Below are 20,349 nucleotides of genomic sequence, written 5' to 3' on the forward strand. Positions count from 1 at the left end.
CGGGACCGAGGAGACCGGATTCAGCCGGCCGGCGGGTCGGCCAGCGCCTGCTCGGTGAACACGATCAGCCCAAGCTCCGGGCGATAGCCGTGGATCTCGGTGACATCCAGGGCCTGCAGGAAGTAGAGAATCTCCTCGCTGACCACCTGGCCCGGCACCAGCACCGGAAAGCCCGGCGGATAGGGGATCACGAAGCTCGCCGAGACCACGTCACGCCCGGCCCGCATCTCGGCCTGCAGCTCGCCGTTGTCGAAGCGCAGGTACTCGGTGTTCTCCTCATCGTAGCTCAGGAAGTAGGCGCGGCGGATATCGCCTTCCGGCGTCTCGCCGCCCGGACGGAAGGCGTCGTGGAAGCGACTGAAGTCGGGCAGCGGCGGCAGCTCCTCGGTCAGCGAGCGCACCCGACGCTCGATGATCTTGCGCTCGGGGCGGCTGCTCTCCTCCCAGCGGTATTCGAACTCCTTGGCCAGCTTGATCAGCACATCGAGCAGGTAGGCGATGGAGCCGCGGGTGGTGCCGATATTGGTCATGAACAGCACGGTGTTGCGGGAGGTCTTGTTGATCTGGATGCCGTATTTGTTCATCAGATAGTCGTTCTTGAAGGTGTCGCCGTCGACCCCAGTGGCGCCGATGGCGATGGTCACCCGGCTGGGGTCGACCACGAACTCGTCCTGCGCCCAGGCCTCCTCCATCTGATTCCAGCCGGTGACCGGGTCGTAGTAGGACTCGACCCCCGACTCGCGATACTCCGCCGGCACCATGTCGCTGTTCTTGAGCACCCGGAAGTACTTCTGCAGCAGCGGATGGGTGTAGAGCTGCTCGCGAAGCGACAGCGCCGCCTCGACCTGGGCATGGACCAGTTCGAAGCCCTCCATCTCGGCCTGCATGCGCCCCACGTCCAGTGAGGCGACGATCTGATAGTTGGGCGAGGTCGAGGTATGGGTCATGTAGGCTTCGTGGAAGGGCGCCTCGACCTTCTGGCGGTAGTCCTGGTCCCAGACATGGATCATCGACCCCTGGCGCAGCGAGGTCAGGGTCTTGTGGGTGGAGTGGGTGGCATAGGTGCGGATGCGGACCTGGTCGGGGTCGGGCATCAGGCGGTTGTCGAGCCAGGTGGCTTCGTCGTCCGGGTCGAGCTGGTCGAACTCGGCCTTCCAGGCGTCATAGTCGGCACGATAGCTGTCGGTCCGGTAGCGGTAGCGCAGGGTTCGGGCGGTGTGCATGGCGGTGCGCGGCCGGTAGGTGGGATTGAAACCGGCGAAGGCGAACCAGGCCTCGTCCCACAGGAACACCAGGTCGGGCTTGATCGCCAGGCACTCCTCCATCACCCGGCGCACGTTGTAGACCACGCCGTCGAAGGTGCAGTTGGTGAGCAGCAGCATCTTGACCTTATCGAGCTGCCCGGCACGCTTGTACTTCAGCAGCGTCTTCTTGATCTCGCGCAGCGGCACCGCCCCGTACATGGAGTAGTCGTGGAGCGGGTAGGAGTCCAGGTAGCTGACGTGGGCGCCGGACAGCACCATGCCGTAGTGGTGCGACTTGTGGCAGTCCCGGTCGACCAACACGATATCCCGTGGTTTGACCAGCGCCTGGACGACGATCTTGTTGGCCGTGGAGGTGCCGTTGGTGACGAAGAAGCTCTGACGGGCGCCGAAGGCCCGGGCCGCGTACTCCTGGGCCTTCTTGATCGGCCCGTAGGGCTGCAGCAGGGAGTCGAGCCCGCCGGAGGTGGCCGAGGTCTCGGCGAGGAAGATGTTGATGCCGTAGAAATCGATCATCTGTCCCGCCCAGTGGGAACGGGTCACCGACTTGCCCCGCGAGATCGGCATCGCATGGAAGACCCCGGTGGGCTTGCGGCTGTACTCGCGCAGGGCATCGAAGAAGGGGGTGCGGTAGCGGCTGTCGATGGCGCGCAGGATGGTGTGATGCTGCTCGATGTAGTCGGTTTCGCGATAGAAGATCCGGTTGAAGTAGCGAATGTCCTGGCTCGCCGTGGCCTCCACGTCGCCGCTGGTGACCAGGAACTGGTCGATCTCCGGGCGCAGCTCGTGGATCATCGAGCTGAGCAGGATGCTGCGCTCGGCCTCGGTCTGGTTCTCCAGCTCCTTCTCGGAGATCCCCTCCAAGTAGTTGCGCAGCGCGCTGAGGTTGTACTTGGACTTGTAGGGAAACTCATAGCGGATCAGGCAGGCCTGGATGTTGGGGTTGACCAGCACCGCGATCAGGGCGTCCTCGAAGCTTCTCACCGTGACCACGTCGTAGACGAAGCGGTCCTCGGGCCGGCGCATGTTGCGAAAGGCTTCGCGGACCACCTCCTCCTCCTGGGCCGAGAGGTTGTCGACGATCAGCAGTTCGAAGTAGGGCTGGGCGGCGCTGTTGGAGGCCGGGTGGCCGCGCCTGAGCTGGGCCAGGGCGTCGAGGGTCTCGAGATCCTCGGCGTCGGCGTCGGTCTCGGAGAGGTCCACGTGACGGCGCCGGTAGGACTCGCTGATCAGCGCCCGCACCAGGCGCTTGACCACCTTCTCGAGCAGCACGTACTCCTCGCGGTCGAACAGCGACCAGAGGTGGCGGAAGTCCTCCTTGGAGGGAAAGGCGTGATAGTCCTCGATGATCTCGAGCCGCGTCAGCTTGACGTCGACGGCCTTGATCAGGTTCTTGGCCCGGCTCTCGTCGTTGAGGCGCACCAGGATGCCCATGTCACGCTTGAGCGCATTCCAGGTGTCGGCACGCAGCTGGGAGATCTTGTGGTAGAAGCCCAGCGCCGAATAGGACGTATCGGTATGGTTAGTCTCTTGCATGACGCCACCCTTCTGTGTCGATTGTTGTCGGCCGCTGTCGTCGAGCGCGAATCGGTGAGCGCCCGCCGGAAGCGATGCCCGGCCGCTATCCGGCGGTCAGGTTGCGTGCGCCATAGCGCACCGTCAGTCGCTCCTCCGGAAAATCGTCGAACGAGAGATGCCACCCGCGGCCCGGCCAGTGAAACTCGGTGCGCCCCTCGCCGGGCCGGTAGACCGCGGTGTATACCGTACCCAGGCCGCGGGCGTAGTCGTGGCGAAACAGCGGCGGCGAAAAGAAGGCCGAGATCAGCCGCTCCTCGGTGGTGGCCTCATCGTCCACCAGGATGGAGAGCTGGCGCTCGCGGATCAGGGTCTCGGAGGCCAGGGCGTGGGCGTACCACTCGATCTTCTTCTGGTGGTTGGTGGCCACCGGCACCCGGCGGATACTGGCGCGGCGGTCCGGGGCGATCATCGCCGTGACATAGCGCCCCGCGCTGTCGGCGACGGTGATGTTGTAGGCCATGTGGGTCGGCACCCGCGCCAGCACCTCGGCGGCCTCGGGCACCGTGTCGCAGAACTCGAGGATGTAGCGCAGGATGATCGGCGCGCCGAAGCCGTCGCCCACCGCCTTGCGTCCCCCGAAGGCCAGCGACACGGCAAGCCCGCTGTCGTTCATGCCGTCGAGCACCCCCCACAGGCAGTCGGACATGGCGATCACCCGCCGCTGGTTCCAGCGGCTGAGCAGGATGGTGCCTTCGCACAGCTCCGGCGGGTAATCGTAGTTGCGCGCCAGCAGGGTGTTGCCGGCATGAGCCAGCACCGCCTGGGAGCAGCCGGTGATATAGGGCGGTGGCCGATACAGGCTCAGCAGGCGCGCGGCCAAGTCGCCGCCGCCGGCCAACTGGCAAAGCGCACGGTAGGTGTCCAGGAGTTCCGGCATATGCCGGCGCAGGGCGTTGTAGCAGGCCAGATAGGCCGGCCGCTCGCGCTCTCCCTCGGACAGATACCACTGCTCGTAGGCCGGCCAGTGGTAATCGAACAGTGCCTGCCACTTGGGGCCCGGCGCCAACTCTCGCACACTCTGGAAAACCAGCGTCTTGTCCATATCGACCGGCGGCGCCACGCAATGGGCGCCGCCGCACACCCCGCTCACAGGATCTTGAAGTTGCCACCGCCCACGGCGTGGCTGACGGCGACTTCTTCCACCACCGGGTCTTGCAGCGACTGGCCGGCGTACTGGCCGCGGATGCCATCGATCCACGCCTTGGCCCGCTCGGTGAGCTGGAAATCGTCATCCATCAGCCGCCCGCGGGTGATCAGGATGCCCAGGTCCGCCCCCTCGTAGCGGAAGTCGCCGGCGCCACTGATGCGCAGGAAGAAGCCCTCCTGCTCGTTCTCGGCGGCGTGGGGGTGATAGCTGTAGTGGTCGTAGGCGATGCTGCCGTCCTCGGCCATCTTCCACACCCCGGTACGCGGCGCCTGGGTGAGCAGGTCGACGCTCTCGTCGGTGTGCTTGATCACCAGCTGACTCCAGCTGTCGACGCTGTCGGGATGGGACCAGCGCTCGTTGATCTCCTCGATGTCGATATCGAACTCGAGATCGGAAAACTCCAGCAGGTGGAACAGGAACAGCGGGATGTCGGAGTGGGCGAAGGCGGCCACGTTGGTCAGCGAGCTGGCCCCGGTGACCCGCGGATTGAGTTCGCCCAGGTAGACCTCGCCGTTGTCCATGTCGATCAGGAAGTCGAGCTCGAAGTAGCCGCGATAGCCCTCATCGCGCAGCGCCTCGCCGAACTGGAAGGTGTACTCCCGGGCCTTGTCGCGGATCGACTGGTCGAAGGCCCCGGCAAACATCTCGTTGCCACACCAGCCGCCCTTGTAGGGGGTCAGGGTCTTGAAGCCGACCAGTTCGGTCATCAACGGGCCCACCACGGTGCCGCAGCGGGTGGCGCAGGCCTCGATGGCCGAACCGCGGCAGTTGATCCGCTTCATGATCTTGACCTCGGGCTCGGCCTCGATCTCCTCGGCGTGCTTGTAGTAGTCCTCTTCGCTGGCGATGAAGAAGGTGGTGTGGCCGGAGTCGCCGAAGGCGGTCTGCACCACCAGGTCGTTGCCAAGCGCCTGGCTCACCTCGCAAAGCTCCTGGTAGCTGCCCACCTTGGCCAGCACGTTGGGCACGCTGGGCACCCCGGCCTTGTTGCCGATGCGCACCGTCTCGATCTTGTTGTCCATCCGCTGCCGGAGTGTCGCGGGAGGGAAGGCGACGCGAAGCCCCAACTGCTCGCACACCTCCTCGGTGTGCTCGTCGAACATCAGGAAGGCGGCCGTGCCTGCCTTGTCGCCGTCCGCCCGGGACTGGATGAAGTCGATGACCTCCTTGTGCTCGAGCAGGTAGTTATTGATGTCCTCGATGCTCTCGAAGTCGCGGGGAAATTTCTCCTTGGGCACGAAGACATTGCGCTGCTGGCCGTCGAAGCAGTCGATGTAGTTGATATGGCGAAAATTCCCCACCCAGTCACCGATACCCAGCAGGTTGAAGTTGGTGGCGGAGATGAAGTAGATGGGCTCCTTGTTGTTGCGGAAGTGGCGGCGAACATCGGCAATGCTTGTTATTTTGCTCATCGTTGTCGCTCCATCGGTGGCGGGAGGCGTCCCGGAAACCGGTCCTTCAGACGCGACCGGCTCGGGGGAAGGCGGGGGGTCGGCGGCCCTGTCGGTTGTCGAGGGACGGCCCAGCAGGCGGCGCAGCGCTCGAATCAGGTTCTCCAGCATGTGGGGGTGCCTCCTTTATTATCATTATCGCGCGTCGCTGGGCCGCCCGGTGCTCAGTACTCCTCGATGTCGGCGCGCAGGGGCTTCTGCAGCGGGCCCAGGGTATCGAGGAAGGCCGACGAGCCGGTCTCGCTGCGGTACAGCGAGAAGTCCACCCGGCGGTCGCGGAAGCTCTTCAGCGGCTGGCCCAGGCCGCGCAGCCCGGTCTCGCGCTCGCGGCGCACCCGGTTCATGTCCACCTCGATGGGCATGACCTCCTCGCCGGTGCCGGCCTGGTGGATGACGTCACCGGAGGGGCCGACCACGATGGAGCGGCCGTTGCCGATGGCACCGGCGCCGTTGATGTCGAAGAAGTAGCACTGGTTGACCGCGGCGTTGGTGCGGGCGATGGCCAGCTCGATGTCGCGGTCGATGGTGTCGGTCATGGTGGGGTGCAGGATCACCTCGGCGCCCATGGCGGCCAGGGTGCGGGTGGTCTCGGGGAACCACATGTCGTAGCAGATCGATACCCCGAACCGTCCCACGTTGGGCACGTCGAAGGTGACGAACTCGCTGCCGCTCTCCACCCCCGCCTCGTAGGGGCGGAAGGGAAACTGCTTGCGGTAGCGCGCCACCACCTGGCCGTGGGGATTGATCACCGACAGGGTGTTGTAGACCTGGCCCTCCGCCTGCTCGAACATCGAGCCGGGAATCAGCCAGATGCGATGCTGCTCGGCCAGCTGGCAGAACATCGCCTCGGTGTTACTGGGCAGCGGCTGGGCGTGGTGCGGCGATGCCCCCATGGGCATCAGCTCGCTGAACAGCACCATCTGCACCTGGGGGAAGCGGCTCATCAGCACGTCGACCCGGTGGCGCATGGCTTCGGTATTGTCACCGTGGTGCAGGGCATGCATCTGCACTCCGGCAATAGTGAAATAGCTCATGGTTACTCTCTCTGCGTCAGGCGATCTCGAAACATTCAGGTACTGGGTACGCTTGTGGCACTGACCGGTAGCCTTTGCAAAATCATGACGATAGGTACCGGTGGGATCGCCCGTCACGGGTGAGCAATGACTCACCCGCTCCCTGAAGCTTAAGCCAATTGGCCACGACATGACATCAACGCTGAATTAGCGTTGGCCACATAGGCCTGTCTCGGCCTCAGGCCGGCTCTCGAGGCAGCGCGTCGGGCCGGGCCTGCTTGACGGTCTTGGTGACGATATAGGTGAAGTAGCGTTCGATGCCGGCCTCGCCGGTGAGCCACCGGTCGATCAGTCGCTGGTAGGCGTCGATGGTGTCGGCCTCCACCTTGATCAGGTAGTCCACGCCGCCACCCACCGCCACGCACTCGGTGACCTCGGGGGTGGCGTGCACCAGGGCCTCGAAGCGAGCGAAGCTCTCGGCGTTGTGGGCCTTGAGCTCGATCTGCACCCATACCGGGGTGCGCTTGACCAGCACCTCGGTGTTGATGCGGGCGCTGTAGCCCTCGATGACGCCGGCCCGCTCCAGGCGCCGGACCCGCTCCCAGCAGGGGCTGACCGAGAGGTTGATCGCCTCGGCCAGCTTGGACTTGGTGATGCGCCCGTCCCGGGAGAGGATCTCGAGGATCTTCAGGTCATAGCGATCGAGTTTCATGAGAGGCTATCGATAACGTCCGCGATCACCGCGATGGTGTCGCCCATGTTGACCAGCGCCGGGTGGCGTCGCGCCGCCAGCACCCCGCTGCGGCTGGCGTGATACGCCACCGGCGCGCTACCGGTGCGGGTCATGTCATAGACCCGGGCCACCACCTCCCCCTTCTCGACCCGCTCGCCCAGCGCGAAGCAGAGTTCCAGCACGCCCGAATGTTCGCTCTGCACGTAGCAGCTGGCGTCGGGCATATCGAGATAGACCTGGGGCGCGTCGGGCATCTCTACCTCGCCGGCCATCAGGCCGTAGTGGATCAGGAAGTTGCGGATGCCGCGCTCGCTGATCGCCATGCTCTCGGGGGTGGAGGTGCCACCGCCGCCCAGCTCGGTGGCCACGAAGACCTTGCCCTGGCGCTCCACCGCGGTGTCGAAGAGTGCGGCGGCGTCGAGTTCGAACATCATCATCGCATAGGGGGCGCCGAAGGCCTTGGCGCCCGCCAGGGCCTGGCGCTGCTGCTCGGGGTCATCCAGCACATGGGAGGCGGCGAAGGGAATGATGTCCAGGGTGCGTCCGCCGGAGTGCAGGTCGAGCACCACGTCGCACATGGGCACCATCACCCGGGTGAAGTAGTCGGCGATCTTCTCGGTGACGGTGCCGTCCGGGTCGCCGGGGAAGCTACGGTTGAGGTTGCCGCCGTCGAGCCCGGAGGTGCGCTTGCCGGCCATCACCGCCGGGGTGTTCATGCAGGGCGCGATGATCACCCGGCCGCTGACGTCCTCGGCGCGCAGCGTGCTCGACAGCTTGAGCAGCGCGGTGATCCCCTCGTACTCGTCGCCGTGGTTGCCGCCGGTGAGCAGAGCCGTGGGGCCCTCGCCGTTCTTGACCACGGTGACCGGGATCATCACCGCGCCCCAGGCGGAGTCGTCCACGGAGATGGGCAGCTTGAGAAAGCCGTGCTGGACGCCCTCGGCGTCGAAGTCGACGGTGGCGCTGATCGGACTGGGCCGCATTTGGCTGGGGCGCTTGGTCATTATGTAAAACTCCTTGTTCGGCATGGGCGTCATGGCTCCCACGCCACTCGGGGCTGATCCGGCGGCAGATCTGCGAGGGGGCGCTGTGAACCCCTCCCTGGGCGCTACCGACGCCATCCCTGGCGTAGGCCCCCCTCTTAGATCTGCCCCCAGCGCCCCTCGTTGATCATTGAGATGGGCTCAGCTTCTACCCGTTCAACGCACAAACAGCTGGCGCGGGAAGTTCGCCAGGGTCTCGCAGCCGGTCTCGGTGATCAGGATGCTCTCGGTGATCTCCAGCCCCCAGTCGTCCTGCCACATGCCCGGCATGAAGTGAAAGGTCATGCCCGGCTGCAGGATGGTCTCGTCGGAGGGGCGCAGGCTCATGGTCCGCTCGCCCCAGTCCGGCGGATAGCTAATGCCAATGGGGTAGCCGCAACGGGCACCGCCGCGGTCGAAGCCGTACTTGTCCATGGCCGTGCCCAGCGCCATGGCGATATCGGCGGTGCGATTGCCGGGTTTGGCCACCGCCAGGCCAAGCTCGATGCCTTCGAGCAGCGCCGACTCGGCGCGCACGAAGTCCTGGGGCGGCTTGCCGAGAAACACGGTGCGCGACATCGGCGCATGGTAGCGCTTGAACACCCCGGCGATCTCGAAGAAGGTGCCCTCGCCCTTGCGAAACGGCGTGTCGTCCCAGGTCAGATGGGGCGCCGCCGCGTCCTTGCCGGTGGGCAGCATGGGCACGATGGCCGGGTAGTCGCCGCCGAAGACCTTGCCGTTTTCATCGACCCAGCCCTCGATACCCACCCGATAGATCTCCGAGACCAGCTTGCTCTTGGGCAGGCCGGGCTCGATCACCTCGAGAATGCGCGAGTGCATGCCCTCGACGATCTTGCCGGCCACCCGCATGTACGCGACCTCCTGGGGCGACTTGATCGCCCGGCACCAGTTGACCAGCGAATTGGCGTCCAGGAAGCGGGCGTGGGGCAACTCCCGCAGCAGGCTCTGGTAGGCCTTGGCCGAGAAGTAGTAGTTGTCCATCTCCAAGCCCACCACGCCCTGGTGCCAGCCGCGGTCGGGCATGATCGACTGGGCCAGGTAGTCCATGGGGTGCATGTCCGGGTTCTGGACGTAGTAGTCCGGATAGTAGGTGATGTTCTCCGGATCGATCCAGCAGGTGCGCAGCGCCCCGTTGGCGTCCATGCGCCGGCCGTACCACACCGGCTGCCCTTCGAGCCCCACCAGCACGCACTGGTGCACGTAGAAGGACCAGCCGTCATAGCCGGTCAGCCAGGCCATGTTGGAGGGGTCGCTGATGACCAGCACGTCGATGCCTCGACCGGCCATTTCGGCACGCACCTTCCACAGGCGACTCGCATACTCCTCGCGGGTGAAGGGCAGGGTTACCTCATTCATAGGGCCACTCGCCATCGCAGCATCAAGAAATTCGGCCCTCTCATGATGGGAGAAGGCCGGCCAGGGTGACGACTCACTGTGGAGTGCCTGACCAGGCAGGAACACCGGTCAAGTGCGCCAGGCAGTGGGGCAAGCCCCCTTGGATGGAGGTTACTGCCAACCCCTGGTAGCCGGTCAAGCATTTCCTGATGTCCCGATGCATCGGGCTTTGGGCTTGCTCCCGGGCCGCCCGGCTCCCAAGATAAAGCGGGCCAGCCACAAGGAGATCGTCATGAAAGTCGTAGTCCACATCGACGACGCCGCCCACTGGCGCGACGCCCTGGAAAGCCGGCTGCCGAACGCCGAGGTGGTAACCAGCGATGCCCCCGAGGCCCAGCGCCGCGACGCCGACTACCTGGCGGCCTGGAAGCCGCCGGAAGCGCTGCTGCGCGAGCAGGGCCGGCTCAAGGGCATCGTCAACCTGGGCGCCGGGGTGGATGCGCTGCTGAACAACCCCGCGCTGCCGGCGGGCGTGCCCATCGTCAAGCTACGCGACGCCGGCATGGCGGAGCTGATCGGCGACTATGTGCGCTACGGCATCCTCCACTTCCAGCGCGACTTCGACCGCTACCGCCGCCAACAGCACTCCCGGCAGTGGCGCGAGCATGCGGTGGTCGACAAGGCCGACTGGGCGGTGGGCGTGCTGGGGCTGGGCGCCATCGGCGCCCGGGTGGCGGCCATGGTCGCCGCCGACGGCTTTCCGGTGCACGGCTGGAGCCGCTCCCCCAAGTCCCTCGAGGGCATCGTTTGCCATCACGGCGACGACGGCCTGAGTGACCTGCTCGGCCGGGTCAGCACCCTGGTGCTACTGCTCCCGGACACCCCGGCGACCCGCCATGTCGTCAATGCCGCCACCCTGGCGCAGTTGCCCGAGAGCGCCAGCCTGATCAACCCGGGGCGCGGCACCTTGATCGACGAGGCCGCCCTGCTCGAGGCGCTGGGCGACGGCGAAACCGAGGGCCGGCTGCGCGGCGCCCTGCTCGACGCCTTCCCCGAGGAGCCGCTGCCCGAGGCCAGCCCGCTGTGGTCACATCCGCGGGTCTGGGTGACGCCGCATATGGCCGGCCCCACGCCGCTGGGCGAGGCGCTGGACCAGGTGGCCGAGGCGCTGCGCGCCTTCGAGGCCGGCGAGCCGCAAGCGACCGTGGACCCCGCCGCCGGCTACTGAGCGCGCGCTCTAACGCCATCCCGACTCCAGACGCGCCAAGGCCGGGCGTTCCCCCGGCCTTGGCGTCTCTGTCGGCGTCCCGCGACCGGGGCTCAGCCCGGCTGCGGCAGCAGCCCGATGTCCTCCCGGCGCTCCTGCGCCTCGCCGACCTTGAAGCGGGCGATCAGTTGCCCCATCTCGCCGGCCTGGCCGTCCAGCGAGCGGCTGGCCGCGGCCACCTGCTCGACCAGAGCGGCATTCTGCTGGGTGGTCTCCTCGAGCTGGGAGACGGCCTGGTTGATCTGCTCGATGCCCGCCGACTGCTCGGTGGTCGCCGCCGACATGTCCGCCACCAGGTCGGCCACCTGGCGTACCTCGCGGGCGATCTCGCTCAGGGCGTCGTGGGTCTGGGTGACCAGGCCATCACCGGTCTTGACCCGCTTGGCATTGTCGGCGATCAGGCGGCGGATGCGCTCGGCCTCTTCGGCGCTGCGGCTGGCCAGTAGGCGCACCTCCCCGGCCACCACCGCGAAGCCGCGACCGTGCTCACCGGCCCGGGCCGCCTCCACCGAGGCGTTGAGCGCCAGCAGATTGGTCTGGAAGGCGATGCCATCGATCGCCTCGACGATGGCGGTAACCTGGCGGTTGGCCTCGAAGATCGCCTGCATGGCGTCGCGGGCCTCGCCGGCCACCCGGCTGGCCTGCTCCGAGCGCTCGGCGGCCTGCTCGGTCTTGTCGTGCGCCTCGCGGGCACTATCCGCCGACTGGCGCACCGTGGCGGTCATCTGTTCCATGCTGGTGGCGGTCTCCACCAGCGAGGAGGACTGTTCCTCGGTGCGGCTGGCCAGGTCCTCGTTGCCCTGGGCGATCTCGCCACTGGCCGAGCCCACCCCCTGGGCCCCCTGCTGGATGCTGGCGACCAGCGTCTCCATGCTGGCGGTGGAGTCGTTGAAGGCAGCGTAGAGCCGGGAGAGCTCGTCGCTGCCCGGCACCGCCAGGCGCCGGGTCAGGTCGCCGCCGCGGGACTGGATATCATCCAGGGCCTCGCGCAGCGGCCCCACGATGCTGCGCACGATCAGCACCGACAGCACAATGGCAACCAGCGCCGCCAGCCCCGCCAGCAGGGCGTAGAGCAGCAGGGCGCCGCGGGCCTGCGTGGCCAGGCCGGCCACCCGCTCACGGATATCGGCGGCCATGGCGTCTTCCACCTCCTTGAGCCGCTCGATCTTGCGGGTCTGCATGTCGAACCAGCGCTGGGCGCCGATGCTGTAGCCGCCCTCGATGCCCCGGGTCAGGGCGATCTGGCGCATCATGCCCAGCTGGCTCGCCTCCTGGTGGTCCATCGCCGCCTCGAGACGCTCGCGCAGCTCCCGGGTGGCCAGGGAGTAGAAACTCTCCTGGAAGGCCGACTCCTCGCCCAGCAGCAGCACGAACTGCCGGTAGACGGCCGACGACATGCCGTCCTGGCCGAAGGCGCCGGTCAGCACCGCGCGCTCGATGCCGGCGGTCTCCTTCATTTCCATCAGCGCATAGTAGGCGGCCAGGCGACGGGATACCGCCCCCTGGTCGGTGAGCGAGGACATCCGCCCCACCGCCACCAGCAGGTCGTCGATCAGGGTGTTGAAGGTCTCGATTACCGCCTCGCGGTCGGCCTGCAGGCCATCGATACGGCCGCGCAGGCCGTCCAGTGCGGCCAGCTGCGTTTCGGCGGCGGCGAGGCGGTCAGCGACGATGCCATCCTCCTCCAGCGCCAACTCCGCCTGGCGAGAGCGGAAGGCCGCGACCCGCCGGTCCACCGCGTCGTGCTGGTCGCCGAGCTCGCCGGCGAAGGCCTCGCCGTCGCTGGTCAGGTAGCCCACCGACATACCGCGCTCGACCTGCAGTTCATGGATGAGATCGCCCATCTGCGTGGCCAGGTCGGTCATGCGCTCGACCTCGGCCATGTTGGCGGCCAGCTGCTGGCGCTCGACGATGCCGGTACCGGCCAGCCAGGCGATCACCAGCAGCGGCAGCGCCAGGGCCAGCGCAAACTTGCGCGACATGGGAATACGATGAAGGAGGTGTTTCATGGGGGCTCTTCCTGCCGAATCTGTGGGATATCCAAGAATGGGGGGTAATGAGCGAGGCATGCGCGGTTGTTCTTGTGATATCGCCGGCGACGGCCCTGTTCGGGCTACCGGTCCCGTCCAGCTCGATGGCCTAACCGCGTCCATGGCCAGAATGTCGGCGCCTTACGCCCCTTCTTGAGTCCCGCCCTTGCGCAGCGACGGGCAAGCTTGATCCGCATCAGCTTCCCCGCCGGTTGTGGCTTTCCCCGCTCGCCGGGGGCCCAGCGCCCCTTGCCAACGAGGCCGCGCTATGCTTCCCCTACACGAAGCGCGCCTCAGGGGATACGCTGGTAGGTACAGAACCCAACCGCCATGGAGGTCACCCATGACACGGCAACTGGACTACGGCCCGCACGATGTCCTGCTGGTGGTCGATATGCAGAACGACTTCTGCGAGGGCGGCGCCCTGGCCGTCCAGGGCGGCAGCGCCCTGGTGCCGGGGATCAACGCCCAGATCCAGGCCGCCCGCCAGGCGGGCGCCCTGGTGGTCGCCTCCCGGGACTGGCACCCCATCGACCATGTGAGCTTTAAGCACCGCGGCGGCACCTGGCCGGTGCACTGCGTGCAGGACACCCCGGGGGCCGCCTACCATCCCGACCTGGCGCTCAGCGAAGACACCGTGCGGGTCAGCAAGGCCACCGCCTTCGACGCCGACGCCTACTCCGCCTTCGACGGCACGGGCCTGGGCGGCTACCTACGCGACCGGGGCATCGAGCGGGTGATCGTCTGCGGCCTGGCCATGGACGTCTGCGTCAAGGCCACCGCGCTGGAGGCCCACCAGCAGGGCTTCACCACCCTGCTGCTCGCCTCGCTGACCGAGCCGGTCGCCCCCGAGGGCCGCGACGACTGCGCCCGGGAGCTGGACGCGGCCGGTATCGAGGTGTGCCCATGAGAGCGCCGCCCCCGGTCCAGGTGGACGACAGCGACCTGATCCTGCTCACCGACCTCTACCAGCTGACCATGGTCCAAGCCTACTGGCGGGAGGCGATGAGCGAGTCGGCCACCTTCAGCCTGTACTTTCGCAAGCTGCCGCCGAGCCGCCGCTTCATGCTGGCCTGCGGCCAGCAGCACGCCGCGGCGCTGGCCAGCCGGCTGCGCTTCGAGGATCGCCATCTCGAGCAGCTGGCCGGCACCGGCACCTTCGAGCCGGCCTTTCTCGACTGGCTGGCCGGGTTTCGCTTCAGCGGCGATATCTGGACCCTCCCCGAGGGCACACCGGTGTTCGCCAACGAGCCGCTGCTGGAGGTGGACGCCCCGATCGCCGAGGCCCAGCTGCTGGAGAGCCTGATCATGAACCTGGTGCAGCCGGAAACCGTGCTCGCCTCCAAGGCGGTACGCATCGTCATGGCGGCCCGGGGGCGTCCGGTGGTCGACTTCGGCCTGCGGCGAATGCACGGGGTGGACGCCGCCGTGCGCGGCGTGCGCGCCTATCGCACCGCCGGCCTGGCGGGCACCAGCAACGTGCTCGGCGGCCTGCGCCACGACCTGCCGCTGCGCGGCACCATGGCCCACAGCTATATCCTCGCCCATGACGACGAGCGCGAGGCCCTGCGCGCCTTCGCCCGCAGCTATCCGGGTACCACCCTGCTGGTCGACACCCACGACACCCTCGAGGGAGTGCGCAAGGTGATCGCGCTGTTAGCGGAAGAGCCCGAGCTGGACGTCGCCGCCATCCGGCTCGACTCCGGCGACCTGGGCGAGCTGGCCAAGGCCTCGCGCCGGCTGCTCGACGAGGCCGGCCACCGTGACATCAAGATCATCGCCAGCAGCGGGCTCGACGAGCACCAGATCCAGGCGCTGCTCGACGACGGCGCCCCCATCGACGTGTTCGGCGTGGGCACCGCCATGGGGGTAGCCGCCGACGCGCCGGTGATCGACCTCTCCTACAAGCTGGTGGAGTACGCCGGCCGGCCCCGGGTCAAACACTCCTCCGGCAAGGTCAACCTGCCGGGACGCAAGCAGCTCTACCGCCGCCGCGACGCCAACGGCCGCCTGGCCGGCGATGTCATCGCCCGGCGCGACGAAACCCTCGATGCCGGCGAGGCGCTGCTGCTGCCGCTGGTGCGCAGCGGCGCCGTGGACCAGGAGACCCTGGCCATGGCCGACAGCGCCCGGGAGCGGGTGGCCGCCGCGCTGGGCACCCTGCCCGATTCGCTCACCCGGCTCGACCCCGGCGAGAGCGACTACCCGGTGGCGCTGAGCGACGCGCTCGAGCGCCTGCGCCACGAGACCGGCTAAGGGTTTCGACGGGAGAATGCGCAACAAGGTTGCAAGCCGCCGGCCAGCGGGAACCGAGCACCGTGGCGGGCACTCAGAAGCAGGCCGACTCGACACGGATGACTGCCATGATCGCCCGATACCGTCTGCTCTCGACCCTGCTGCTGGGCGCGTTTTTGACCCTGCCGCTGGCGGCGAAGGCCGCCACCGGCGCCACGCCCTTCGCCGCCAGCTACCGGCTGGAAGTGCGCGGCTGGCCCAACGCCACCATCGACCACCGCCTGACCCGCGATGGCGCCTCCTGGTACAGCGAGATGCGCGGCTCCATCGCCGTGGCTCGCGGCCGTGAACGCAGCCGCTTTCTCATCCAGAAGAACGGGGTGAATGCGCTGCAGTATGCCAGCGGCTACTCGCTGCTGGGCTTCGGCGGCGACTACCGCCTCGCCCCCGGCGATCTGACCGAGCTGCCCGACCGCCAGGCGGCGCTGTTCGAGCTGTCCCGCCGCGCGGTGAGCCAGCGCTGCGAGTCGACCTGCGAGCTGCGCTACCTGGACCACCGCGGACGCGAAACACGCCTGGAGTTTCGCTCGCTCGCCCGGGAGACACTGCGCCTGCCCGCCGGGGAGTTCGAGGCGGTCAGGGTCGAAGTCACCGAGCCCGACAGCCCCGAGCGGCGCATGGAGTTCAGCTTCCACCCCGAGCTGCCCGGCCTGCTGCTGGCGGTGGACTACCACCGCGATGGTGAGCAGCGCAGCCGCCTGTCGCTGACCTCGCTGAACCTGGACACGCCCTGAGCTCCCAGGCGTCCAGGGCTATCGCAGATAATTCGCATCGCTCGGGGCTGACCTGTAGGCAAGCCTGCAAGGAGGCGCTGTGAACCCCTCCCTGGGCGCTACCGGCGCCCTGCTACGCTCTCGCGTCCCGCTCCGCTTGCAGGTCCGGTGCTGGCCATCCATGGCCAGCCCGTTCGGAGCAGTGCTCCTCACCCCTGGCGCAGGACCTCCTTTTCGGCTTGCCTCCAGCGCCCCTCCCTTTTCGAAACTGCGATAGCCCCGCCCCGGCGTCGCATCCATTAGCCCCGCCGCAGCGAATTGGCTAGAATGCAGCGTTTTGCGCCGCCCTTCGGCGGCGCAGCGCGTTGTGAAGGGACTCTATGCTGACCGGGCTTGTCATCGTGCTGCTGCCGCTGCTGCTGGGCTATCTGGTGCCGGTGCGCCATGCCGGCCTGCTGGCGCTGATCAACCGGGGCGTGCACGCCTCGGTATACGTCATCCTGCTGCTGATGGGGGTGAGCCTGGCGGGCCTGGAGGAGCTGACCCGGGAGCTGTCGCGCATGGGCGGCCAGGCCCTGCAGCTGTTCACGGTGATCACCGCCCTCAACCTGGTGGCGCTGTGGTGGCTCTCCAGGCGCCTCGGCCTTCGCAGCGGCGACTCCCCGGTGGTGGCCGGCGCCCCCACCACCAAGCTGGCCGCCATGCTCGGCTCGCTGTCGCTGGTGGCGGTGGTGATCCTCGGCGTGCTGCTCGGCCTTGGGCTCGGCTGGCTGGGCGGCCAGGCCATCTTCAGCGGTGCCGAGCGGCTCGCCGAGTGGGTGCTCTACGCGCTGCTCGCACTGATCGGCTGTCAGCTGCGCAACTCCGGCATGCCGCTGCGCCAGATCCTGCTCAACCGCCACGGCCTGGCCATCGCCGCCACCCTGGCGGTGAGCTCGCTGCTCGGCGGCCTGCTCGCCGCGCCGCTGCTCGAGCTGCGCTGGAACGAGGGGCTGGCCATGGCCGCCGGCTTCGGCTGGTACTCGCTCTCCGCCATTCTGATCGGCGACCAGCTCGGCCCGGTGATGGGCGGCGTGGCCTTCTTCAACGACCTGACCCGCGAGCTGCTGGCCTTTGTGCTGATCCCGCTGCTGATCCGCCGCCACGCCCCGCTGGCCATCGGCTACGGCGGCGCCACCTCCATGGATTTCACCCTGCCGGTGATTCAGCAGCACGGCGGCGTGGCCTGCGTGCCGGTGGCGGTGGTCTCGGGCTTCATCCTCTCGCTGCTGTCGCCGCCGCTGATCCTGCTGCTGCTATCGCTCTAGCCGCCGGGCACTGTCGCCGCCTGTCGCCATCGGGCAACGGCAAGCGGCGAGGCTTGCATGTTGCTTGCACAATTCATGACCATTGGCTGCATCGCCCCGGGCGATGCTGTCACTCTCGGTCTTGCTGATCGTCGGCGGCCACGGCACCCCGCTAGAGGAGTCCGCCCCATGATCCTTCGCCTGCCCCGCCCCTCCCTGTCGCGCCTGGGAGTCAAGCTGTTCGCGATCATCCTGATGGTCAACGTGGTGATCGCCGCGCTGGTGTTCCTGGCGGTGTCGCGCAGCCTGGATCGCGGCTTCATCGACTATCTGGAGACCACCCAGGCCAGCCGCGCCGAGACCCTGGCCGAAGGGCTCGGCCAGGAGTGGGGGCGACGCGGCGACTGGCAGTGGCTGCGCGACTCGCCGCCGGCCTGGCGGCGGCTGGTGCGCCAGCAGGTGTGGCCCGGAGAGGGGCCGCCGGCCCACGGCATCGAACGGCGCCTGGGCGACGCCCGCGACTTCGTGCTCCACGACGCCGAGGGCCTGCCGGTGATCGGCCTGCCCCCCGACGACGAGGCCATGGCCGCCGAGCTGCACTGGCTGCCCATCGAACATGACGGCGAGCGGGTCGGGACCCTGGGCTACCGGCCGCCCCAGCAACTGATGGCGCGCATGGACCGCATCTTCCTCGCCCGCCAGCAGCGCAACCTGGGGATCATCATCGCCGCCCTGGGCGTGGCCTCGCTGCTGCTGGCCGGGGGGTTGGCCTGGTGGCTGGGACGCCGCACCCGCAGCATGGCGCTGGCTACCCGCCGCCTCACCGAGGGCGACTACAGCATCCGCCTGCCCGAGCGCGGCCGCGACGAGCTGTCGCGCCTGGCCCGCGACTTCAACGTCTTGGCCGCCACCCTGGAGGCGAGCCGGGAGGCCCGGGCGCGCTGGGTCTCGGACATCGCCCACGAGCTGCGCACCCCGCTGGCGGTGCTGCGCGGCGAGATCGAGGCGATGCAGGACGGCATTCGCCCCCTCAACCAGGACAACCTGCACTCGCTCTTCCAGGAGGTCGGCCAGCTGGAGCGGCTGGTCGCCGACCTGCGGCTGCTCTCCCAGAGCGACGCCGGCGCCCTGGAGGTGCAGATGGCGCCCCTGGACCTGGCCGCGAGCCTGAGATCGCGCCTCGACGAGGCCCGCGGCTGGCTCGACGACAGCGGCCTGGCGCTGTCGGCCGACATCGAGGGGCCGACGTGGATTCGCGGCGACGCCCGCCGCCTGCGCCAGCTGTGGACCAACCTGCTGGACAACAGCTGCGCCTATACCACCCCGCCGGGCCGGCTGGCGGTGGGCGTGGCCCGTGACGGCGAGCGGGTCCGGGTGACCTGGGAGGACAGCGCCCCCGGGGTGCCCGAGGCGGCGCTGGGCCAGCTCACCGAGCGGCTCTATCGGGTCGAGGGCTCGCGCAGCCGGGCCAGCGGCGGCAGCGGCCTGGGGCTCTCCATCGCCAGCGCCCTGGTCAAGACCCACGGCGGCAGCCTCGAGCCCTCCCCCTCGCGGCTGGGTGGGTTATGCTGGACGCTGGAGTTTCCCGCCCTGGAAGACGACGGTCGTAGCCGATAAGGAATGGACCCCATGCACGACACCGACCCCCCCCGCGACAGCGTGCTGATCGTCGAGGATGAACCCAAGATCGCCCGGCTGGTCGCCGACTACCTGGAAGGCAGCGGCTTCGCCACCCGGCATATCGACCACGGCGACAGCGTGCTGCCCTGGCTGAAGGCCGCGGAGAACCGCCCGGCGCTGGTGCTGCTCGACCTGATGCTGCCCGGCACCGACGGCCTCACCCTGTGCCGCGAGATTCGCCAGCGCTGGCCGGGAATCGCGGTGATCATGCTCACCGCCCGGGTCGAGGAGGTGGACCGCCTGCTGGGCCTGGAGCTCGGCGCCGACGACTACATCTGCAAGCCGTTCAGCCCCCGGGAGGTGGTGGCCCGGGTCAAGGCGGTGCTGCGCCGCAGCCGGGCGGCCCAGGACCCGCAGCCCGCCGACCCCAAGCAGCTGGTGCTGGACGACGACGGCTGGCGCGCCCTGGCCGAGGGCCACGACCTGGGCCTGACCGCGGTGGAGTTCCAGCTGCTCAAGGTGATGATGCAGGCGCCGGGACGGATCTTCTCCCGCGACCAGCTGATGGATCACATGTACCGCGACCACCGCATCGTCTCCGAGCGCACCGTGGACAGCCATGTCAAGAAGCTGCGCAAGAAGATCGCCGACGTCTGGCCGGAACGCGAGATCATCCGCTCGGTCTACGGGGTGGGCTACAAGTACCAGCCGGAGGAGTGACGCCCCTGCACGAGCTTTGCACACTCCCTGCATGGCCGTTGCACGCCGCCCGATGAGACTGGCACCGTACAACTCACGCACGCAAGGAATCGCCACCATGAAAGATTCGCTGTCCCGCAAGCTGCTGATGCCCGCCCTGCTCGCCGTGGCCATCGCGCCGCTGGCGCTCTCCGCCACCGCTGGCGAGAAGGACGACAAGGGCTGGCACGAACAGCGCCAGGAGCGCTTCGAGGCGCATCGCGAGGCGCTGTTCGAGCGCGCCGGCCTCGACGAGGCCACCCGCAGCGCCTTGGAGGAGGCCCACGCCGAGCACCACGAGGCCCTGCGCGAGCTGCACGACCAGCATCGCCAGCGGATGGACGAGATCCTCGATGACGACCAGCGCCAGGCACTGCGGGCGGCCAAGCAGGAGCTGCACCAGGAGAAGCGCAGCGCCTATGGCGCCAAGCAGCGCGGTAGCCTGCAGCAGCGCCTCACCGCCCTGGTCGACTCCTGGGAGCTCTCCGACGAGGAGCGCGAGGCGCTGCGCGAGACCCGCGAGGCCCTCTACGCCGACATGGCCGAGCTGCGCGGCCAGAGCTTCGACTCCCGCGACGAGCGCCGCGAGGCGTGGCAGGCACTGCGCGACGAGCATCACGCGGCACTCGCCGAGCTGCTCACCGAGGAGCAGATCGGCGCACTCGAGGCCGCCATGCCGAGCCGCGGCCACAAGGGGGCCGGCAAGGCCAAGTACCGCTCGGGCCAGCCGTACGGCGACTGATTCGCCCTCGCAAGCCTCCCTGCACTACCCCGCGCCCGGCCTCTTAGGTCGGGCGTTTTTTTGGTTCTTCCCATCCCTTCCCTCACCCATCAGCGA

General features: G+C 68.2%; 16 protein-coding genes. 8 read left to right on the top strand and 8 right to left on the bottom strand.

Features of this window, described 5'->3' with window-relative positions:
- Window positions 1-20 precede the first annotated feature (20 nt).
- The 7 genes from HOP52_RS10325 to doeA form a co-directional block, all read right to left on the bottom strand.
- The gene (locus HOP52_RS10325; protein ID WP_238977303.1) at window positions 21-2,798 is read right to left on the bottom strand and encodes an aminotransferase class I/II-fold pyridoxal phosphate-dependent enzyme; all 2,778 of its coding nucleotides are present in this window, start codon (window positions 2,796-2,798) and stop codon (window positions 21-23) included.
- Window positions 2,799-2,883: 85 nt separating this feature from the next.
- Window positions 2,884-3,882, bottom strand: coding sequence for a C45 family autoproteolytic acyltransferase/hydrolase (locus tag HOP52_RS10330; RefSeq protein ID WP_238977304.1), 999 nt, complete (start codon window positions 3,880-3,882; stop codon window positions 2,884-2,886).
- Window positions 3,883-3,926: 44 nt separating this feature from the next.
- Window positions 3,927-5,399, bottom strand: coding sequence for a biotin carboxylase (locus HOP52_RS10335; RefSeq protein ID WP_238977305.1), 1,473 nt, complete (start codon window positions 5,397-5,399; stop codon window positions 3,927-3,929).
- A 203-nt stretch (window positions 5,400-5,602) separates the two neighbouring features.
- On the bottom strand, window positions 5,603-6,472 hold the full coding sequence (locus tag HOP52_RS10340) for a carbon-nitrogen hydrolase family protein (RefSeq protein ID WP_238977306.1): 870 nt from the start codon (window positions 6,470-6,472) through the stop codon (window positions 5,603-5,605).
- A gap of 217 nt (window positions 6,473-6,689) precedes the next feature.
- A complete protein-coding gene (locus tag HOP52_RS10345) occupies window positions 6,690-7,163 on the bottom strand; it encodes an Lrp/AsnC family transcriptional regulator (protein ID WP_238977307.1) in 474 nt (157 codons plus the stop codon).
- Window positions 7,160-8,188, bottom strand: a complete 1,029-nt coding sequence (gene doeB, locus HOP52_RS10350) for a N(2)-acetyl-L-2,4-diaminobutanoate deacetylase DoeB (protein ID WP_238977308.1) — start codon at window positions 8,186-8,188, stop codon at window positions 7,160-7,162. Before doeB ends, HOP52_RS10345 begins: the two co-directional genes overlap by 4 nt.
- Window positions 8,189-8,383: 195 nt before the next feature.
- Window positions 8,384-9,583, bottom strand: a complete 1,200-nt coding sequence (doeA, locus tag HOP52_RS10355; protein WP_238977309.1) for an ectoine hydrolase DoeA — start codon at window positions 9,581-9,583, stop codon at window positions 8,384-8,386.
- 271 nt (window positions 9,584-9,854) lie between these two features.
- Between doeA and HOP52_RS10360 the strand changes: the two genes are divergently transcribed.
- Complete coding sequence (locus HOP52_RS10360; protein ID WP_238977310.1) at window positions 9,855-10,790, top strand: 2-hydroxyacid dehydrogenase; 936 nt, start codon at window positions 9,855-9,857, stop codon at window positions 10,788-10,790.
- Window positions 10,791-10,882: 92 nt separating this feature from the next.
- Here HOP52_RS10360 and HOP52_RS10365 read toward each other — a convergent pair whose 3' ends face one another.
- Window positions 10,883-12,838 (bottom strand): methyl-accepting chemotaxis protein, encoded by a 1,956-nt coding sequence (locus HOP52_RS10365; RefSeq protein ID WP_238977311.1) that lies wholly within the window; start codon window positions 12,836-12,838, stop codon window positions 10,883-10,885.
- A 364-nt stretch (window positions 12,839-13,202) separates the two neighbouring features.
- Between HOP52_RS10365 and HOP52_RS10370 the strand changes: the two genes are divergently transcribed.
- The 7 genes from HOP52_RS10370 (at window position 13,203) to HOP52_RS10400 (ending at window position 20,253) form a co-directional block, all read left to right on the top strand.
- On the top strand, window positions 13,203-13,769 hold the full coding sequence (locus HOP52_RS10370; RefSeq protein WP_238977312.1) for a nicotinamidase: 567 nt from the start codon (window positions 13,203-13,205) through the stop codon (window positions 13,767-13,769).
- Entirely contained in the window at window positions 13,766-15,115 is a 1,350-nt protein-coding gene (locus HOP52_RS10375; protein ID WP_238977313.1) for a nicotinate phosphoribosyltransferase, read from the top strand. The genes HOP52_RS10370 and HOP52_RS10375 overlap by 4 nt, the downstream gene beginning before the upstream one ends.
- Before the next feature lie 107 nt (window positions 15,116-15,222).
- Entirely contained in the window at window positions 15,223-15,888 is a 666-nt protein-coding gene (locus HOP52_RS10380; protein ID WP_238977314.1) for a hypothetical protein, read from the top strand.
- A gap of 359 nt (window positions 15,889-16,247) precedes the next feature.
- Window positions 16,248-17,174: a LysO family transporter gene (locus tag HOP52_RS10385; protein WP_238977315.1), complete on the top strand. Its 927-nt coding sequence runs from the start codon at window positions 16,248-16,250 to the stop codon at window positions 17,172-17,174.
- A 168-nt stretch (window positions 17,175-17,342) separates the two neighbouring features.
- The gene (locus HOP52_RS10390) at window positions 17,343-18,770 is read left to right on the top strand and encodes an ATP-binding protein (RefSeq protein WP_238977316.1); all 1,428 of its coding nucleotides are present in this window, start codon (window positions 17,343-17,345) and stop codon (window positions 18,768-18,770) included.
- A 12-nt stretch (window positions 18,771-18,782) separates the two neighbouring features.
- The gene (locus HOP52_RS10395) at window positions 18,783-19,493 is read left to right on the top strand and encodes a response regulator (RefSeq protein WP_238977317.1); all 711 of its coding nucleotides are present in this window, start codon (window positions 18,783-18,785) and stop codon (window positions 19,491-19,493) included.
- Window positions 19,494-19,590: 97 nt separating this feature from the next.
- Complete coding sequence (locus HOP52_RS10400; RefSeq protein WP_238977318.1) at window positions 19,591-20,253, top strand: hypothetical protein; 663 nt, start codon at window positions 19,591-19,593, stop codon at window positions 20,251-20,253.
- Window positions 20,254-20,349: the final 96 nt, after the last annotated feature.

This window comes from Billgrantia campisalis, from assembly GCF_022341425.1.
Taxonomy (GTDB): domain Bacteria; phylum Pseudomonadota; class Gammaproteobacteria; order Pseudomonadales; family Halomonadaceae; genus Halomonas; species Halomonas campisalis.

Coding starts and splice junctions, on each gene's coding strand:
- HOP52_RS10330 (WP_238977304.1), bottom strand. CDS start 3,882: ATGGACAAGACGCTGGTTTTCCAGAGTGTGCGAGAGTTGGCGCCGGGC.
- HOP52_RS10345 (WP_238977307.1), bottom strand. CDS start 7,163: ATGAAACTCGATCGCTATGACCTGAAGATCCTCGAGATCCTCTCCCGG.
- HOP52_RS10400 (WP_238977318.1), top strand. CDS start 19,591: ATGAAAGATTCGCTGTCCCGCAAGCTGCTGATGCCCGCCCTGCTCGCC.
- HOP52_RS10360 (WP_238977310.1), top strand. CDS start 9,855: ATGAAAGTCGTAGTCCACATCGACGACGCCGCCCACTGGCGCGACGCC.
- HOP52_RS10365 (WP_238977311.1), bottom strand. CDS start 12,838: ATGAAACACCTCCTTCATCGTATTCCCATGTCGCGCAAGTTTGCGCTG.
- HOP52_RS10380 (WP_238977314.1), top strand. CDS start 15,223: ATGATCGCCCGATACCGTCTGCTCTCGACCCTGCTGCTGGGCGCGTTT.
- HOP52_RS10340 (WP_238977306.1), bottom strand. CDS start 6,472: ATGAGCTATTTCACTATTGCCGGAGTGCAGATGCATGCCCTGCACCAC.
- doeB (WP_238977308.1), bottom strand. CDS start 8,188: ATGACCAAGCGCCCCAGCCAAATGCGGCCCAGTCCGATCAGCGCCACC.
- HOP52_RS10390 (WP_238977316.1), top strand. CDS start 17,343: ATGATCCTTCGCCTGCCCCGCCCCTCCCTGTCGCGCCTGGGAGTCAAG.
- HOP52_RS10335 (WP_238977305.1), bottom strand. CDS start 5,399: ATGAGCAAAATAACAAGCATTGCCGATGTTCGCCGCCACTTCCGCAAC.
- HOP52_RS10370 (WP_238977312.1), top strand. CDS start 13,203: ATGACACGGCAACTGGACTACGGCCCGCACGATGTCCTGCTGGTGGTC.
- HOP52_RS10385 (WP_238977315.1), top strand. CDS start 16,248: ATGCTGACCGGGCTTGTCATCGTGCTGCTGCCGCTGCTGCTGGGCTAT.
- HOP52_RS10395 (WP_238977317.1), top strand. CDS start 18,783: ATGCACGACACCGACCCCCCCCGCGACAGCGTGCTGATCGTCGAGGAT.
- HOP52_RS10375 (WP_238977313.1), top strand. CDS start 13,766: ATGAGAGCGCCGCCCCCGGTCCAGGTGGACGACAGCGACCTGATCCTG.
- HOP52_RS10325 (WP_238977303.1), bottom strand. CDS start 2,798: ATGCAAGAGACTAACCATACCGATACGTCCTATTCGGCGCTGGGCTTC.
- doeA (WP_238977309.1), bottom strand. CDS start 9,583: ATGAATGAGGTAACCCTGCCCTTCACCCGCGAGGAGTATGCGAGTCGC.